This is a genomic window from Cryobacterium sp. M91, assembly GCF_002929615.1.
GTDB classification, from domain to species: Bacteria; Actinomycetota; Actinomycetes; order Actinomycetales; family Microbacteriaceae; genus Cryobacterium; species Cryobacterium levicorallinum.
Genome location: NZ_PJJT01000090.1, coordinates 186687 through 203898, shown reverse-complemented (window position 1 = coordinate 203898; position 17212 = coordinate 186687). Strand labels below are relative to the sequence as shown.

The 17212-nt window shown below is 64.2% G+C and carries 19 protein-coding genes and 1 tRNA gene; 2 read left to right on the top strand and 18 right to left on the bottom strand.

Translation table 11 applies throughout. The features are described from left to right. Positions 1-13 precede the first annotated feature (13 nt). The 3 genes from treZ to glgX are packed head-to-tail and all read right to left on the bottom strand — an operon-like array spanning position 14 to position 6296. A complete protein-coding gene (gene treZ, locus CXY80_RS16595; protein WP_104133125.1) occupies positions 14-1768 on the bottom strand; it encodes a malto-oligosyltrehalose trehalohydrolase in 1755 nt (584 codons plus the stop codon). After that, positions 1765-4110 (bottom strand): malto-oligosyltrehalose synthase, encoded by a 2346-nt coding sequence (gene treY / locus CXY80_RS16590; RefSeq protein ID WP_104133124.1) that lies wholly within the window; start codon positions 4108-4110, stop codon positions 1765-1767. The genes treZ and treY overlap by 4 nt, the downstream gene beginning before the upstream one ends. Beyond that, positions 4110-6296, bottom strand: a complete 2187-nt coding sequence (gene glgX / locus CXY80_RS16585; protein WP_104133123.1) for a glycogen debranching protein GlgX — start codon at positions 6294-6296, stop codon at positions 4110-4112. The genes treY and glgX overlap by 1 nt, the downstream gene beginning before the upstream one ends. A gap of 400 nt (positions 6297-6696) precedes the next feature. Between glgX and CXY80_RS16580 the strand changes: the two genes are divergently transcribed. After that, complete coding sequence (locus CXY80_RS16580; protein WP_134471194.1) at positions 6697-7095, top strand: hypothetical protein; 399 nt, start codon at positions 6697-6699, stop codon at positions 7093-7095. A 20-nt stretch (positions 7096-7115) separates the two neighbouring features. Here the strand turns inward: CXY80_RS16580 and CXY80_RS16575 are convergent, their stop codons facing one another. The 15 genes from CXY80_RS16575 to CXY80_RS19585 form a co-directional block, all read right to left on the bottom strand. Further along, on the bottom strand, positions 7116-7457 hold the full coding sequence (locus tag CXY80_RS16575) for a TIGR02611 family protein (RefSeq protein WP_092450762.1): 342 nt from the start codon (positions 7455-7457) through the stop codon (positions 7116-7118). Between the two features lie 47 nt (positions 7458-7504). Beyond that, positions 7505-7894 (bottom strand): YchJ family protein, encoded by a 390-nt coding sequence (locus CXY80_RS16570; RefSeq protein WP_104133121.1) that lies wholly within the window; start codon positions 7892-7894, stop codon positions 7505-7507. 15 nt (positions 7895-7909) lie between these two features. After that, positions 7910-8254 carry an Lsr2 family protein gene (locus CXY80_RS16565; RefSeq protein WP_104133120.1) on the bottom strand — a complete coding sequence of 115 codons (345 nt, stop codon included), beginning with the start codon at positions 8252-8254 and terminating at the stop codon, positions 7910-7912. Positions 8255-8571: 317 nt separating this feature from the next. Continuing rightward, positions 8572-8647, bottom strand: a tRNA-Ala gene (locus CXY80_RS16560). Between the two features lie 73 nt (positions 8648-8720). Next, positions 8721-9134, bottom strand: coding sequence for a ribosome silencing factor (rsfS, locus tag CXY80_RS16555; RefSeq protein WP_104133119.1), 414 nt, complete (start codon positions 9132-9134; stop codon positions 8721-8723). Between the two features lie 124 nt (positions 9135-9258). Beyond that, positions 9259-10227 carry a hypothetical protein gene (locus CXY80_RS16550; RefSeq protein WP_146070759.1) on the bottom strand — a complete coding sequence of 323 codons (969 nt, stop codon included), beginning with the start codon at positions 10225-10227 and terminating at the stop codon, positions 9259-9261. Then, positions 10224-10817, bottom strand: a complete 594-nt coding sequence (gene nadD, locus CXY80_RS16545; RefSeq protein ID WP_092450772.1) for a nicotinate-nucleotide adenylyltransferase — start codon at positions 10815-10817, stop codon at positions 10224-10226. The genes CXY80_RS16550 and nadD overlap by 4 nt, the downstream gene beginning before the upstream one ends. Positions 10818-10832: 15 nt before the next feature. Further along, a complete protein-coding gene (locus tag CXY80_RS16540) occupies positions 10833-11042 on the bottom strand; it encodes a hypothetical protein (RefSeq protein WP_092450774.1) in 210 nt (69 codons plus the stop codon). 121 nt (positions 11043-11163) lie between these two features. Further along, positions 11164-12432, bottom strand: a complete 1269-nt coding sequence (locus CXY80_RS16535) for a glutamate-5-semialdehyde dehydrogenase (RefSeq protein ID WP_092450776.1) — start codon at positions 12430-12432, stop codon at positions 11164-11166. 47 nt (positions 12433-12479) lie between these two features. Continuing rightward, positions 12480-13286 (bottom strand): glutamate 5-kinase, encoded by an 807-nt coding sequence (gene proB / locus CXY80_RS16530; protein ID WP_092450778.1) that lies wholly within the window; start codon positions 13284-13286, stop codon positions 12480-12482. Positions 13287-13435: 149 nt separating this feature from the next. Beyond that, on the bottom strand, positions 13436-14242 hold the full coding sequence (proB, locus tag CXY80_RS16525; protein ID WP_092450780.1) for a glutamate 5-kinase: 807 nt from the start codon (positions 14240-14242) through the stop codon (positions 13436-13438). Next, positions 14239-15915, bottom strand: a complete 1677-nt coding sequence (gene obgE, locus CXY80_RS16520; protein WP_104133117.1) for a GTPase ObgE — start codon at positions 15913-15915, stop codon at positions 14239-14241. Before obgE ends, proB (CXY80_RS16525) begins: the two co-directional genes overlap by 4 nt. A 180-nt stretch (positions 15916-16095) precedes the next feature. Further along, positions 16096-16353 (bottom strand): 50S ribosomal protein L27, encoded by a 258-nt coding sequence (rpmA, locus tag CXY80_RS16515; protein ID WP_092450784.1) that lies wholly within the window; start codon positions 16351-16353, stop codon positions 16096-16098. An 18-nt stretch (positions 16354-16371) separates the two neighbouring features. Further along, positions 16372-16680, bottom strand: a complete 309-nt coding sequence (gene rplU, locus CXY80_RS16510) for a 50S ribosomal protein L21 (protein ID WP_092450786.1) — start codon at positions 16678-16680, stop codon at positions 16372-16374. 108 nt (positions 16681-16788) lie between these two features. Then, on the bottom strand, positions 16789-16932 hold the full coding sequence (locus CXY80_RS19585) for a hypothetical protein (protein ID WP_158251689.1): 144 nt from the start codon (positions 16930-16932) through the stop codon (positions 16789-16791). On the opposite strand from CXY80_RS19585, the gene CXY80_RS16505 reads away from it, so the two are divergent. Continuing rightward, complete coding sequence (locus CXY80_RS16505; RefSeq protein WP_092450788.1) at positions 16931-17203, top strand: DUF4031 domain-containing protein; 273 nt, start codon at positions 16931-16933, stop codon at positions 17201-17203. The two genes, CXY80_RS19585 and CXY80_RS16505, sit on opposite strands and share 2 nt — an antisense overlap. Positions 17204-17212: the final 9 nt, after the last annotated feature.

The following is a 17212-nucleotide window of genomic DNA, read 5'->3' as shown; positions in this document are numbered from 1 at the left end:
TCGTTTGAACAGATCACGCCAGCACGACGACCGAGTGCGGAGCCAGCTGCAGGGCGTTAGGCAGTCGGTCCTGCACAGCATCGCCAGCGGCGGCGAAGGACAGCACGACCTCTCCCCCGCTGGCCGGGATGTGCGCCGAACGCTCGCCGAGGTTGATCAGAATCTTGGTGCGGCCACGGTGCAGCCGCAGCCACCCCTCGGCCGCATCCAACTCGACGGCGATCTGGTCGAACCGGGGATCGGTGATATCGGGGTGGGTGCGGCGCAGCGCAGCCAAAGCACGGTAGAACTCGAGCAGTCGAGCGTGCTCGGGCTCGGCCAGTTCGTTCCAATTGAGCTTGGAGCGCTCGAACGTCGCCGGGTCCTGCGGGTCGGGGACGAGCGCCGGATTCCAGCCCATGCGGGCAAACTCGCTGATGCGTCCGGTGGCCGTTGCCGTGCCGAGTTCGGGTTCGGGATGCGAGGTGAAGAACTGCCAGGGTGTCGTCGCCCCCCATTCTTCCCCCATGAACAGCATTGGCGTATACGGCCCGAGCAGGGTCAGCGCCGCGGCAATTGCGAGCTGGCCGACATCCAGTTGGGCGCTGAGCCGGTCGCCGACGGCCCGATTACCGATCTGGTCGTGATTCTGGGATGCGACGACCAACCGCCAGGTGGGCATCCGTTCCCGGTCGATCCGGCGACCGTGGGTGCGCTCCCGAAAACTCGAATAAGTGCCGTCGTGAAAAAACCCGTGGGTGAGCACCTTGGCCAGGGCGTCGAGCGGCTCGAAGTCGGCGTAGTACCCTGAGGTTTCCCCGGTGAGGGCGACGTGCACGGCGTGATGAAAGTCGTCGCTCCACTGGGCGTCGAGGCCGTAGCCGTTCGCCTCTCGGGGGGTGATGAGGCGCGGATCGTTGAGGTCGGATTCGGCGATCAAGGTGAGTGGCCGCCCGGTCTCGGCGCTGAGTGCGGCGACCTCGACGGAGAGTTGCTCGAGCAGGTGGGTGGCGCTGCTGTCGCGCAGCGCGTGCACGGCGTCGAGGCGCAGGCCGTCGACGTGGTAGTCGCCGAGCCACATGAGTGCGTTGTCGAGAATGTATCGGCGCACCGGATCGGAGTGCGGCCCGTCGAGGTTGAGCGAGGACCCCCAGGTGTTACCGGCGGCCTCGCTCAGGTAGGGACCGAACTGTGGCAGATAGTTGCCGCTCGGGCCGAGGTGGTTGTAGACGACATCCTGAATGACGCCAATGCCACGCTGGTGGCAAGCATCGACAAAGGCCTGGTACGCGGCCGGACCGCCATAACCCTCGTGCACGGCGTACCAGAGCACACCGTCGTAGCCCCAGTTGTGGGTGCCGTTGAAGGCATTCACCGGCAACAGCTCGACGAAGTCGACGCCGATCGATTGCAGGTGATCGAGCCGGCTCGCGGCCGTCCCGAACGTACCCTCTGGTGTGAAGGTTCCCACGTGTAACTCGTAGATGACGGCGCCGGCCAGCTGCCTCCCGGTCCAGTCGGCATCCTGCCAGACATGCGCGGACGCATCGAAACTACGCGACGGGGCGTGCACCCCGGCCGGCTGCCGCCGTGATCGCGGGTCGGCGTACGGCCCGCGCCCGTCCACGATGAAGCCGTAGTCGATCTCGGCGCGCACCGCCGGTCGAGCGGATGCCGGCAGTTCCCACCAACCGTCATCGCGGGCGGTAAGTTCCAGCCTTCGCGTGCCCAACACCAGCTGCACGGTCTGCGCGTCGGGCGCCCAGACCTCAAATCTCTGATCGTTCATGTGTGACGTCCGATGCGGGGGGAAGGGCGGTCTCGGTCGTCGGCAGCCACCAGTAACGCCACCGGATACCGGGCCAGCACATCGGCGACTCGCAGGCCCGGGCCGTCAAAGCGCTGGCGCGTGAACACATCGACGACGGTGCGATCGGCCACGGCAATGGTCGTGTCGCGCCAGCCGCCGGCCTCGTGCAACCCGATCGGCAGCCGCGTGGCCACGGTGATGGCTCCGCCGCGGTCGAACGCGACGACATGGCCAGCAGCCGGGCCGAAGGCGGGTACGGGCAGGTAGCGAGTGAACAGGTCTGGCCGGTCGCCGCGCAGGTGCAGGGCGCTGGAGGTGACCAGCAGCTTGGCGGCGCCGGTCTCGTCGACCGGGGGGAGCCATCCGCTTTCCAGACGGGTCAGCAGCTCGCGGCGCAGCGCATAGTCGACCGGGCGACGATTGTCGGGGTCGACGAGCGAGGTCTCCCACAGCTCGCTGCCCTGGTAGACGTCTGGGACGCCCGGCATGGTCAGCTGCAGCAGCTTCTGGGAAAGCGAATTGCTCCACCCGGGCTGCTGCAGCCGGTCAACCAGTGCGGTGAGGAGATCGCGGGTCGGCCCCGACTCGACGGCGGCTGTGACGAGGTCGTCGAGAGCCGCTTCGAAACCGGTGTTCGGCTGGGTCCAGGTGGTCGACGTGCCGGCTTCGCGCGCGGCCTTGAGGGCGTAAGCGGCGAGCCGCTCCCGGCTGGCCGGCCAGGCGCCCACGATCGCCTGCCAGAGCAGGTTCTCGAAGGGCGCATCGTCGAGCGGATGCGCTGCCCGCAGCTGGTGTAGCGCCTCCGCCCACTCGGCGGGGATCTCGGCAAGCACCGCAATGCGCGCCCGCACGTCTTCGCCGCGTTTGGTGTCGTGAGTCGACAGCGTCGTCATCGAGTGCGGAAAACCCGCCTGACGCGTGCGCTGCCGCTTGTGAAACTCAGCCACCGGCACGGCGAACTCGTCGGGATCGGCCCCGACCTCGTTGAGCGAGGTCAACCGACTGAACCGGTAGTAAGCCCGATCTTCAACGCCCTTGGCCATGACCATGCCCGAGGTCTGTTGAAAGCGCACGGCGGCCGGATGCCCCGGGTCGCCGAGCAGGGGCAGCAGCCGGTCGATCTCGGATTGAAGTTCCGGGCGGCGGGTAGCCGAGCGGCGGGCCGCCTCGCGCAGATTCTCCGAGCCAACGGGCAGGTACGAGCGATAGACCGGAAACCAGGCCAGCAGGTCGGCCAGGGCCTCGGCGGTCGGTGCCAGGTTCCCCGTATCGCTCGGCACGAGTCGGGCGATTCGCAGCACCTCGGAACGCAGAATGCCGTCGGTCACGTCGCGCTTGTTGCGATAGACCAGGTCGGCCCAGTCGGTGGCGACGCCCTGCAGGCTGGCCTCGAGCGCATCGAGGGGCTCCTGGCCGGCCGGATCGACGAGCACCCGGTCGACGTCGGCGAGGGCGTCATAACCGGTGGTGCCGGCAGTCGCCCAGCTGGTCGGCAGCGCTTCGCGCCCTTCCAGGATCTTCTCGACCAGAACGTAGCAGCCGTCGGTGGCCCGCCGCAGGGCTTCCAGGTAGCCGGCCGGATCGGCGAGCCCGTCGGGGTGGTCGACCCGCAATCCCTGCACGAGGCCGTCGCGCACCCAACGCACGATCTCGCGGTGCGATTCCTCAAACACCCACGGCACCTCGACCCGGATACCAGCGAGGCTGTTCACCGCGAAAAATCGGCGGTAGTTCAACTCGGCGTCGGCGCGACGCCAGTTCACCAACTCGTAGTGTTGCCTGGAGTGCACATCGGCCGGGCTGGCACCGTCATTGTTGCTTTCGGCCGCCAGGGGAAATCGGTTGTCAAAATAATGCAGCTCGCCGCCCACGATCTCGAGCCGGTCGAGTTCCGTGCGGCCATCCGAACCATCGTCGCCGAGAACCGGAATGCGAATCTTGCCATTGCCGAACGCCCAGTCGACGTCGAAGGCCTCGGCATAACGCGACTGCTGACCGTTCTGCAGCAGGTCCCACCACCAGGCGTTCTGCGCCGGGCTGGCGACCCCCATATGGTTGGGCACAATGTCTACGAGCACGCCGCACCCGGCCTGGTGCGCTGCCGTTGCAAGCCGGACGAGCCCCGCCGCACCGCCACGGGCCGGGTCAACCAGCGAGTGGTCGACCACGTCGTAGCCGTGATCCGATCCGGGTTCGGCCTTCAGCAGCGGCGACAGGTAGACCCAGCCAGCACCGAGGGAGCGCACGTAGTCCACGATTTCGGCCGCTGCATCGAGGTCGAATCCGGCCGTGATCTGCAGCCGATAAGTGCTCAGCGGCATCAGGTCAGGCCCGGGAGGGAGATCAACCCGGTGTTGCCCGCGAGTGACGCGGCCACCGAATGATCCGGGGCAGCTTCGGGTTCGTGATACGCGCGCAGAACCACGAGGGACCGACCAACTACCGTTTGAATGGCTCCGGCCGGACGGGCAACGGAATCGGCCCCCTCGCCGGCGGTGTCGACGACGATCTCCCAGGCCGGGGCGTACTCATCGGGCGGCAGCTTGAATTCGACGTCCTCGGCATCCGCGTTGAACAGGAGCAGAAAATTGACGTCGACGACCTCTTGCCCGCGCACGTCGCGTTCGCGGATTCCGTTGCCATTGAGAAACTTGGCCACCGTGCGGGCAAGATTCTCGTCCCAGTCTTCTGACGCCATCGGCTCGCCGTCGGTGTTGAGCCAGACGATGTCGGGCAGGGACTCCCCTGCCACCCGTTTGCCCGGGCGTCCGTCGAAGAACCGGCTGCGCCGGAACGTCGGGTGCTCGCGGCGCAGGCGGGAGACCGCCGCCGTGAACTCGATCAGTGGCAGGTCGGCTTCGTCCCAGTGCACCCAGGTCAGCTCGGAGTCCTGCGCATAGGTGTTGTTATTGCCAAGCTGGGTGCGGCCCAGTTCGTCGCCGTGCAACAGCATCGGAACCCCCTGCGACAGCAACAGGGTGGCAAGGAAATTGCGCGTCTGGCGGGCGCGCAGCCCGCGAATCTCGGGGTCGTCAGTAGGGCCCTCGACGCCGGAGTTCCAGGACCGGTTGTGCGATTCGCCGTCGTTGTTGTCTTCGCCGTTGGCATCGTTGTGTTTCTCGTTGTAGGACACGAGGTCAGCGATGGTGAAGCCGTCGTGCGCCGTGACGAAGTTGATCGAGGCCATCGGGCGCCGCCCTGAGTGCTCGTACAGGTCGGCCGAGCCGGCCACGCGCGAGGCGAACTCGCCGAGTGTGGAGGGCTCTCCCCGCCAGAAGTCTCGAACGGTGTCGCGGTACTTGCCGTTCCATTCCGACCACTGGGAGGGGAAATTACCGACCTGGTAGCCGCCCGGGCCGACGTCCCACGGCTCGGCGATGAGCTTGACCTGCGACACGATCGGGTCCTGCTGCACAAGCTCGAAGAAGGTGGACAGTTTGTCAACTTCGTACAGGTCTCGGGCCAGAGCGGAGGCCAGATCGAACCGAAAGCCGTCAACGTGCATCTCGAGCACCCAGTAGCGCAGCGAATCCATGATGAGCTGCAGCACGTGCGGGTGCCGAACATTGAGGGTGTTGCCGGTGCCCGTGTAGTCCATATAGTAGCGCTTGTCGTCATCCATGAGGCGGTAGTAGGCCTCATTGTCGATGCCCTTGAACGATAGGGTAGGCCCCATTTGGTTGCCCTCGGCGGTGTGGTTGTAGACTACGTCGAGGATGACTTCAATTCCGGCGGCGTGCAGGCTGCGCACCATGCCCTTGAACTCCTGCACCTGCTGACCGAGATCACCGGTGGAGGAATACGCGTTGTGCGGCGCGAAGAATCCGATCGAGTTGTAGCCCCAGTAATTGTTCAGGCCCTGCTCCATGAGGGTGCCGTCGTTCACGAACTGGTGCACCGGCATGAGTTCGATAGCCGTCACCCCCAATTTCTGCAGATGGTCGATGACCGAAGGATGCGCCAATCCCGCGTAGGTGCCCCGCTGGGTCTCCGGTACGGACTCCTGAAGCTTGGTGAGTCCCTTGACGTGTGCCTCGTAGATTAGGGACTGGCTGTATGGCGTGCGCAACGACCGGTCGCCGGTCCAGTCAAAGAATGGGTTGACGACCACGCCGAGCATCATGTGTGCCGCGGAGTCTTCGTCGTTCGGGGAATCCGGGTCGTCGAAGTCATAGGAGAACAGCGACGGATCCCAGTCGATGGCCCCGGTCGTAGCCTTGGCGTAGGGGTCAAGCAGCAGCTTGCTCGGGTTGAGCCGGTTGCCCGCTGCGGGGTTGTAATCGCCATGCACCCGGTAGCCGTAGCGCTGGCCCGGCTGCACGAGCGGAAGATAGCAGTGCCAGATATAAGCGGATGACTCGCGTACCTCGATGCGCGTCTCACCGCCGTCTTCATCAAAGAGGCACAGTTCGACTCGTTGGGCCGCCTCACTGAACAGGGCGAAGTTGGTGCCGCTCCCGTCAAAGGTTGCGCCGAGGGGGTAGGCGGTGCCGGGCCAGGTTTCCATGAGACTCCTCGAAGGGAAGGTGGGACACGGTCAGGTGCGAGTTGAGGGACACGGCAGCACCCGACGGTGGCCGCGCTTGGAAAATACGCTACAGGCATCCGCCGACATATCTGCCTTCCGCTCGAGCGGGAGTTGGTTGGGACCCTGAGAAGTTCCTCGCGGCGCTGGAGGGTCAGTCGCAGATCAACCCATCGGCCAACTTCTGCAGGCGGGCGTGCGCCGAATTTATGGGATCGTCGGCGATAGCCCGAATCCCATCGTGGATGCGGTTCGCCGAACCAACGGCTCGGCCAATTCATCGTCCGATCCAACGGATGATCTCGCTGAACACGCTGAACACGCTGAACACGCAAGAATGGAGTCAGGCGCCGTCGGCGGTGCCACAACGAATGGAGCCACCATGACGGAATCCCAGCTCATAACTTTCTGGGGCAAGGCACGCGCACACATTATCGTGTCCCAGGCCGCCCCGACGTTTCTGCTGACCGCTGTCGTCGGCTTTCTCGCACTCGGACTGGCAACCGCTGACCCGGCCGTACGCATCGCTGCGGCAGGCATCCTGCTCGCCTCGGGTATTTTTGGTGCCCTTGCACAGATAAGTGCCGCCAACGAGGGTCTCGCCGTCATCGCCGACCTGCGGGCCCTGGAAGCGCCCAGCGCGCTCACCCGGTGCATCATTGCCATGGCGCCGTGGGTGAATGTCGTGCGCTACGTCACCCCGGCAATTTTCGTCATCGTTTACGTCGCCATTCTGGCGTCACTGTTCTTCAGCGCTCCCGCCATGCCCTTCGGCCGCTGAAGCAGCCGCCCTGGCGAGGGTTACGCCGAGCTCGCAACGCGGCGAGCACGGCGTGCGCGCCACCAGGCCCAGGCACGAGTGACGATCCGTTTGAGGAACGCACCCACCCGTCGAGCCGAGGCGAACTCCGTTCCAAGCACGGCGAGGCCCAGAAAAACGATGAGCCAGCCCGGCCCAGGCAGGGGGATCAGAATGACTCCCACAAGAATGACGAGGGTGCCCAGCAGGGCAACCGCCAGGCGATAGGCGAAGAGCAGATAAGCATGCCCATCAACCCAGGCCCGTGCCCGACCCAACGCGCGACGCACCGGATGCCGGGGATCGGTGCCGGTGGCGATATCGCGGGAGAGGGCGTTAGACATGGCATTCAATCTATGACGCATGGCTGGGAAGACGCCGCCGGGAGTGGTCAGCCCGCCGATTCGCCGTCGAGGTAATACCAACGCCCCGTCACCTTCTGAAAGCGGCTAACTTCATGTTGCTGCCCGGGAATACCATCCTGGCGATAGTGAGCAGTGAATTCGACGACGCCGTCGCTATCGAGCATTCCCCCGCTCTCGGTCCGCAGAATGTCAAGGCGACGCCAGGTGAGGGACGGGTCTAATTCGAGCGAGCTGGGCTTAGTGAGCGGATGCCAGGTGTCCAGCAGATACTGCGCGTGACCGAGTGCAAAGGCGCTGTAACGCGACCGCATCAACCACTGGGCGGTGGAAGGAACGGCCGCGCCGGCGTGAAACCGACCGCAGCAGGCGGAATAGGTGTCTCCGCTCAGGCAGGGACACCGCACATCCTCGTGCATAAAGCAGAACCTGTCTTAGTTGGCCTGTGCTCGTGAATAGGCCTCACGAACGGTCGCCGCAATGCGCCCGCGGTCGGAAACCTGAATGCCATTGGCCGCGGCCCATGCCCGCACGGCTTGAAGCTCGGCACGATCCGACTTTGATCCGCTGGCGGCTCGCGCTTTCGCGGGAACATAGCCAACTCTGCGGGCAACGTCGGCGTAGGGCTTCAAGGCTGCACGAAACTCAGCGAGATTCTTTTCTGACAGATCGACCTCATAGGAGTCGCCCTCAAACGCGAAAGAAACGGATGCCCCCGAGCCATTCTCGATAACGGAACCGTCGAGGTCGTCTAACAATTGAACGGTGGTCTTCTTCATGCTGTATATCTCCAATTTATGAGGGATGCATTCGGGACGCATATATTGAATTCGTGCTTGTGGGATCAACCACTAAGAGATTATCGCTGCCCAAAACTTTTTCCGATACCCGCCACGCGGTATTTCTTCGGCAGCTTTGAACCTGGCAAGGATGCCACTCTTGCCCAGCCAGGTCGGGGACTCGACTAACTCTGGCACTCGGCCGCAGAAACTCACGAAAAAAACTCGTCATGAAGATTGCAACACTTTTTAGCCGGCTCCAAAAATACCGGGAGAGGGCACAAAAAAGCCCCGACACTCTCGGGGCTTTTTTGTTCTGGTGGATCCGAGGGGATTCGAACCCCTGACCCCCTGCATGCCATGCAGGTGCGCTACCAGCTGCGCCACGGACCCAGATTGTCGTTTCGAATCTCTCCGAAACAACTTTGTTAGCTTACAACACAGAATGTGATCTGCGAAACCGAAGCTACTCCGCGACCTCTTCCGTGTCGCCTTCCGCGTCAACTTCGGCTGCCACTTTGGCCGGAATCCCGGTCGGAATCACCGGGCAGTCCTTCCACAGGCGCTCCAGAGCGTAGTACTGGCGCTCTTCCTCGTGGAAGACGTGCACGACCAGGTCGCCGAAGTCAACGAGGACCCAGCGTCCGGCAGCGCGTCCCTCACGGCGGAGCGGCTTGTGGCCGGCCTCGATTAGCTTGTCTTCGATTTCACCGGCGATGGCAACGACGTTACGTTCGGAGCGTCCGGTGACGATGAAGAAAATATCAGCCAGGGGAAGCGGATTGGACACGTCAAGCGCAACCAGATCTTCCCCACCCTTCGAATCGGCGGCGGCAACGGCAATTTTGAGCAGCTCGAGGGCGTGCGGCGACGTGGTCATAACTGAATCCTTGAGATTGTGCCGCGGGGCGTGAATGCGCACGCGGCGATGATGGGGGGAACGGAGGGAAACGAGTCACATCGACGCGTCGGAGAAAATTGTGGGATCGATCCGCGTAGCGGCACTAGAAAATGCCCAACAGGTAGCCAGTCACGAAGAGAGCGAGAACACTGACCGCAAGGATCGCCGTCGTGATGACCAGAACCATGGGAAGCGACGCTCGCTGCTTCTTTGGCGGCGTCAGCATGCCGCGAGTCGAGGCATGCGTACTCACTGCGCGACTGGCACTGACCGGTGCCGAGTCGCCGCCAAGCTGGTCAGCATCGAGCTGGTCCATCATGTGGTCCATCTCGGACGAATCAAACAGATTGGGATGCGCCCCGGTGGAGCCAAGACTGCGTGGCAGATCGAAAGATCCCGTGATTATGATCTCACCGGTGTTGGAGATCGGACTCACGCTGGGGCCCTGATGCGGAATCGACGGCAGAATGAGCGCATTCGTCGTCGTTGGGATGCCGCCGGCGCCGATTCCGCGATTGATCAGTTCATCCAGCGACTGTTCGGGCGCGTGCACCGGCGTTTGCTCGCCCGAATCAACGGACCAGTGACCGACGGGCGGAGTCCAACCGGCGGGCTCACTCCGCTCCGATTCGATCTGCTCCGATTCGATCTGCTCCGGTTCCATCAGCTCGGCCTCGATCAGCTCGGCCTCGGGAACCGCGGCCTCGCGCGCGACCGGCGCTGACACCGTCGGCACGGCATCCTCTTGCTCTGATTGATTTTGACGCGCCTGCAGGGCTCGCAGTTCGCGGCGGCTGAGGGCGTGCTCGACGGCGGGAACCGCAGACGGGGGTGTCGGGGTTTCCGCTGGTGCAATGGATGCCGCCGACTCGGCCGGTTCGCTGGCTCGGTCGGGCGTGTGGTGGCGACTGGACCGCCGCGCGACTGGGGCACTCCCCGGGGCTGCCAGCGCAGCTGGGCGTAAGGCTGCGGGGGTCAGCGCGGGCACGTCAAGAACGGGAACGGGCTCCTGATGACGCGCAAGTTCACGCGCCTGACGTCGGCTGAGCGGCTGAGGCTCTCCCAACGTCATGCCACACTCCGATACAGATGATGCTTTGAGATGTACTGGACGACCCCATCGGGGACCAGATACCAGACCGGGAAACCCCGATTGACCCGTGCCCGGCAGTCAGTAGACGAAATGGACAGTGCCGGAACTTCCAACAAGCTTACGTCCTGGTTGGGTAAACCCGAAACGCTCAGCTCATGCCCCGGGCGACTCACAGCGACGAAATGGGCCAGCTGCCACAGCTCGCGCACGTCTTTCCACCCGAGAATCTGCGTGATGGCATCCGCTCCGGTGATGAAGAACAGTTCGGCGTCTGGTCGTTCCTCGTGCAGGTCCCGAAGCGTGTCGATCGTATAGGTCGGCCCGACCCGGTCGATATCGACGCGGCTGGTGGTGAATCGGGGATTCGACGCGGTGGCAATGACCGTCATCAGGTAACGATGCTCCCCGCCGGTCACGCCGCTTTTTTGCCAAGGTTGCCCGGTGGGTACGAAGACGACTTCGTCCAGGTCGAAGCTCTGCGCCACTTCGCTCGCGGCGACGAGGTGTCCATGGTGGATGGGGTCGAAGGTACCGCCCATCACGCCGATGCGCGGACGACGAACTGTCACGTTACGATCAGGCTTCTAGTGGCCACCGGTGCTGGAGCCGTGTCCGCCGTGCGCTGCCGCGTAGGCGTCGGCCTTACCACTGTGACGGTTGGAGACATCGCGAAAGCTCCACAGCACGATGCCGAGGGCGAGGAACAACACGGCCGCGACCATCGGGTAGGCAATCAGGGGCAGCGGCAGGGCGATGTGCTCGACCTCGGTCAGCACAGCAGTCACAAAGGACATCGGTTCTCCATTCAGGCACAACGACCAGCACGCTGCTCGAGCTGTTCAAATCAAATTATGGGTGCGACGTTTCACGCCGCCGTTCCCATTCTAGCGGCAGCCAGCAGTGACCTGGCTAAAGCTACGAGCGCACCTGTCCGGTGCCGCGCACGATCCACTTGGTGCTGGTCAGCTCGGGCAACCCCATCGGGCCGCGGGCATGCAGCTTCTGGGTGGAAATGCCCACCTCGGCGCCGAAACCGAACTCGCCGCCGTCGGTGAACCGAGTCGAGGTGTTGACCATGACCGAGGCCGAATCCACCTCGTTCAGGAACCGCTCCGCGTTCTGCAGGTCGTTGGTAATGATCGACTCGGTGTGCCCGGTCGAATAGCGACGGATGTGCGCAATCGCCTCGTCGAGAGAATCCACGATCGCGACCGAGAGGTCGAGGCTCATATATTCGGTGGCCCAGTCATCGTCGGTCGCCGGGACGGCGGACGGGTAGAGGGCGCGGGTGCGGGCATCCGCGTGAATCGTCACCCCGGAGGCTTCCAGCTTGGCCAGCACGTCGGGCAGAAGTCGTTCGGCGGCGCTGCGGTGCACGAGCAGGGTTTCGAGGGCGTTGCAGACGCTGGGCCGGTGCGTTTTGGAGTTGTGCACGATGTCGATCGCCCACTGCTTGGTGGCCGTTTCGTCGAGGAAGATGTGCACGACGCCGGCGCCGGTTTCAATGACGGGAACCTGGGACTCGGTCACGACGGTGCGAATGAGGTTGGCGCTGCCGCGCGGAATGAGCACATCGACGAAGCCGCGTGCCTTCATGAGTTCGGTCGCGCCGGCCCGGCCGAAGGGATCGATGGTCTGCACCGAGTCGGGGTTGAGCCCGGCCGCGGCGATGGCGGCCTGGACGAGATCGATGAGAACTCGGTTGCTGTTCTCGGCGGCGGACCCACCGCGCAGCACGACAGCGTTGCCGCTCTTAATGGCGAGGGCGGCGAGGTCGACGGTGACGTTGGGGCGGGCCTCATAGATGACGCCGATGACGCCGAACGGCACGCGCACCTGGCTGATCTTGATGCCGTTGGGCAGGCTGCTGCCGCGCACGACCTGGCCGACCGGGTCGGTCAATAGGGCGATCTGGTCGACGGAATCAGCGAGAGCCGTGAGACGCGCCTCGTCGAGCTTGAGCCGGTCGAGCAGCCCGGCGGTCAGGCCGTTGGTCGCCCCAGCATCGAGGTCGATCTGGTTCGCCGTGACGATGGCCGCGACGTTCTCCCGCAAAGACTGGGCGATCAGCTTGAGCGCCGTGTTCTTCACCTCTGTCGGTGCCGAAGCGAGCGACAGGGAAGCGGTGCGAGCGGCCTCAAGGGTGGGCGTGAGCTGGGCGACATCGTTCAGTGACTGCAACATGCCCGCCAGTTTACCGGAGGGCCTGCCGAGAGACTATTTAGACTTTCTCAGCGGATGCGCTGGGCCGACGGTGCCGGCGAGGGTTCAAACCAGGTTCCGACCGGTTCGCCGCGCAACGCTTCGGACACGAGTCCGGTCGCGGTGACGAGCACGGCGGTTCCGGCCTGCGCGGCGATCCGGGCGGCCGTGATCTTGGTGCTCGCTCCCCCGGTGCCCACCCCGTTGACCTTGGTCGCGCCAAATTCCATGCCGATCAGTGGATCGCCGGAAGCGACGTGGCTGATGCGCTCGGCGCCGGGCAGGTGCGGCGGGCAGGTGTAGAGCGCGTCGACGTCGCTGAGTAGCACCAGCAGGTCGGCGTCGATCAGGATGGCTACGAGGGCGGCGAGTCGATCGTTGTCACCGAATCGAATTTCGTGGGTCGCCACCGTGTCGTTTTCGTTCACGATCGGCAGGATCCGCAACGCCATCAGGCGCTCCATCGCCCGCTGGGCATTGCCGCGGTGGGTTGCGTTATCGAGATCGCTCGCGGTGAGCAGCACCTGCCCTGCGACGATGTCATAGCGGTCGAGGCTGTCCTGGTAGCGAAAGATCAACAAATTCTGACCAACGGATGCCGCGGCCTGCTGGGTCGCCAGGTCGGTGGGGCGCTCCTGCAGCTTCAGGTACGGCATGCCTATGGCGATCGCACCCGACGACACCAGGATGACCTCGGTGCCGCGGCCATGGGCTTCGGCGAGGGCATCAACGAGCGGTGCGATCTGCCCGGAATTCTCGCCGCTGATCGACGAGGAACCCACTTTGACGACGATGCGCGCCGCCGAACGAACAAGTTCCTGCGAGCGGGCCCTCACTCGGAAACCATGAATAGTGCACGTATCAACGGACTGCAACCGCACATGTAACTGGTCCTCCGGCGAGAATTACGGACGCAACGGAAGCGACCAGAGGCAGTTTAGCGCAGCCGGGTCGGGCTCCCGATCCGGCTCAGACCCGATCCGGCTCAGAGTAGGGCGCGACGCTCTTCGCTGGCCGTCGGCTCGAACCAGGTGCCGACGTGCTCGCCGCGCAGGGCTGCAGCGGCCAATTCGGTCGAGGTGACCAGAACGGCGGTTCCGGCCTTGGTCGCGAGGCGGGCCGCGACGACCTTCGTGCTCGCTCCCCCGGTACCGACCCCGGTCGCTCCACTAGAGCTGAACTCGAAACCGTCGAGCGGATCATCCGCCGCGATGAAATCGAGCTTCTCGGCGCCGGGCAGGTGCGGCGGCTTGGTGTAGAGCGCGTCAACGTCGCTGAGCATGATGAGCAGGTCCGCGTGGATGAGCGTGGCAACGAGTGCGGCGAGACGGTCGTTGCTTCCAAAGCGCAGGCCGTACACGGCGACGGTGTCGTTCTCGTTGACGACGGGCAGGATGCGCAGGTCGAGCAGACGCTCGAGCGCGCGCCGGGTATTGCTGCGGTGCGGCTCCTTGAGGGCGTCGCCCTCGGTCAGCAGCACCGTGCCGGCGGCGATGCCGTACCGGTCCAGGCTCTCCTGGTATCGAAAGATGAGCACGTTCTGACCGACGGCGGCAGCCGCCTGCTGGGTGGCGACGTCACTCGGACGTTCTTCCAGGTTCAGGAATGGCATGCCGGTGGCAACCGCGCCGGAGGAGATGAGCACGACCTCGGTGCCGCGACCGTAAGACTCGGCCAGAGCGTCGACCAGTAGGGTGATCTGGTCGGAGTTGTCGCCGCTGATCGACGACGAGCCGACCTTCACGACGACCCGTTTCGCGCTCGCTACATTTTCTCTAGCTAAGCCACTCACTTCTGTACTTCTTCCGTTGTGTCGTTCTCGCTGTCGGCGTCGACGTTTGTTTCGACCTCGACCTCGACCTCGACCTCGACCTCGACCTCGACCTCAGTGTCGACCGGGGCGACGCTGCCGTCCGCAGCCACCGTGACGTCGGCGAGGCGCACGTCCTCGTTGTATTCCTCTTCACCGGTCTGCCACATTCCGGCTTCGCGCTCACGAATGAGTTCGGCGCGGGCCGATGACTTGGCATCCATCCTGCCGAAGTACTCCTCGCGGCGTTCGTTACTGGTACGACGTTTGGGCTCGTCAAGGCGGGCGTCTGTTCCGCGGGGAGCCGTGATGAGTTCGGCGGTCGAGGTGAGCGTGGGCTCCCAGTCGAAGACGACACCATGGCCCGGGCCGATGATGACGGTCGAGCCGGCGATGGCACCCGACTTGTACAGTTCGTTCTCGATACCGAGTTTGGCGAGTCGGTCGGCGAGGAAGCCGACGGCCTCGTCGTTGGTGAAGTCGGTCTGCTGGATCCAGCGTTCCGGCTTGGTGCCGAGGATGCGGTAGATGTTGCCGAAGGTGCCACCCTCGACCTTGATGACGAAGCCACCCTCGTCGACGGCCTTGGGACGGATGATGATGCGCGGCTTCTTCGCTTCGGCTGCAGCTGCCTCGACGCGGCCCTGTTCGACGACCTCGGCGAGGGCATAGTTGAGCTGCTTGAGGCCCTCGTGGGTGACGGTGGAGATCTCGAAGACGCGGTAGCCGCGGGCTTCGAGGTCGGCCTTGACGAAGGCGGCAAGTTCGCGGCCTTCCGGTACGTCGATCTTGTTCAGGGCGATGAGCTGGGAGCGCTGCAGCAGCGGCTTCTGGCCCTCGGGCACCGGGTAGGCGTCCAGTTCGCCGAGGATGACGTCGAGGTCGCTGATCGGGTCACGGCCGGGCTCAAGGGTGGCACAGTCGAGCACGTGCAGCAGGGCGGTACAGCGCTCGACATGGCGCAGGAACTCCAGGCCGAGGCCCTTTCCCTCGCTCGCACCCTCGATCAGTCCGGGTACGTCGGCGATGGTATAGCGCGACTCGCCGGATTCGACGACGCCAAGGTTGGGGTGCAGCGTGGTGAACGGGTAGTCGGCAATCTTGGGCCGAGCCGCGCTCATGGCGGCGATGAGGCTGGATTTGCCGGCGGAGGGATATCCAACGAGCGCGACATCCGCTACCGTCTTGAGCTCAAGGTAAACGTCGCCTTCCCAGCCGAGCGTGCCGAGCAGGGCGAAGCCGGGGGCCTTGCGCTTGGTCGAAGCGAGGGCAGCGTTACCGAGCCCGCCCTGACCGCCGGGCGCGACGACGAGGCGCAGCCCGGGTTCATTCATATCGAGCAGCTCGTTGCCCTCGATGTCCTTGACGACGGTACCGATGGGCACCATGAGCTCACGCAGGTCGCCGTTGTGCCCGTTGCGGTGGTCACCCATGCCGGGGCCGCCATTGTCGGAGCTGCGGTGCGGTGAGCGGTGGTAGCCGAGCAGGGTGGTCGTGCTCGGATCGGCCACGAGCACGAGGTCTCCGCCGCCGCCGCCGTTGCCGCCGTCGGGGCCGGCGAGGGGTTTGAACTTCTCGCGCTTGACCGAAACGCATCCGTTTCCTCCATTGCCCGCTCGTAAATGCAGCGTCACGTGGTCAACGAATGTGGCCATGGAGTGCCCCTTTCAGGTGGCGCAAGAAATGCTTCAAAACAAAGGTGCTATGAAACGTTGTGCGGTAAATCGGTGCTGCGGTAAATCGGTGCTGTGTTTGATCAACACCGCGGAGAAACACGTCAGGGCGGACCGAAGCCCGCCCTGACGATGTGCTGAAAAGCACCGTACTGTGAAAACCTACTCGGCTGCCACCACGATGTTGATGACCTTGCGGCCACCCTTGGCACCGAACTGCACGGAGCCGGCTGCCAGGGCGAAGAGCGTGTCGTCGCCACCACGGCCGACGTTGACGCCGGGGTGGAAGTGCGTGCCGCGCTGACGAACGATGATCTCGCCCGCGCCGACAACCTGACCACCGAAGCGCTTCACGCCGAGGCGCTGAGCGTTCGAGTCACGACCGTTGCGAGTGGAACTCGCACCTTTTTTATGTGCCATCTGTCTATCTCCTCAGGCCTAGGCGATGCCGGTAACCTGAACGCGAGTGAGCTCCTGACGGTGCCCCTGACGCTTCTTGTACCCGGTCTTGTTCTTGAACTTCTGGATGACGATCTTCGGACCGCGAAGGTTGTTCAAAACCTCAGCGGTGACCTTGATCTTGGCCAGCGACGCCCCGTCAGAGGTGATCTTGTCGCCGTCGACGAGAAGCACGGCGGCCAGCTCGACGTTGCCGTCCTTGTCAGCCTTGATTCGGTCCATCGTCACGATGGTACCGACCTCTACCTTCTCCTGCCGCCCTCCGGCGCGCACAACTGCGTAAACCACTTTACGTACCAATCTCTGGGGAGCCCAAGGCTCCGAATCTGAAAATTCACTAGTGTGAATTGACTGCTGTAATTGACTGCAGCGTACGAACCGGCTGGCTGCGCACACTCAGAAAACCTTGGCATTTGCGTTGATTTTGCCTAACGCACACCAAGGGTTGACTTTACCTGATTCGCTACCCGCGGTCAAACCAACGGCGCGGCGTGTCTGAACCACATCTGAAACACGGTGCGGCTCGTAGACTTCGATCATGGCAATACTTATCGACCAGCCTAGCTGGCCGGCGCACGGAACGGTGTGGGCACACCTCGTGAGCGACTTGAATCTTGACGAATTACACGCCTTCGCCGCTGCCGCCGGCCTTCCGCGGCGCGGATTCGACCTGGATCACTACGACGTGCCGGAAGCCAACTACCACGAGCTGGTGGCCGCCGGCGCTCTCCCGGTCACCTTTCGCGAGATGATCGTGCGGTTGCGCGCCAGTGGCCTGCGGGTGACCGCTCGAAAGCGCCGCGGGCTGTAGCCGGGGCGT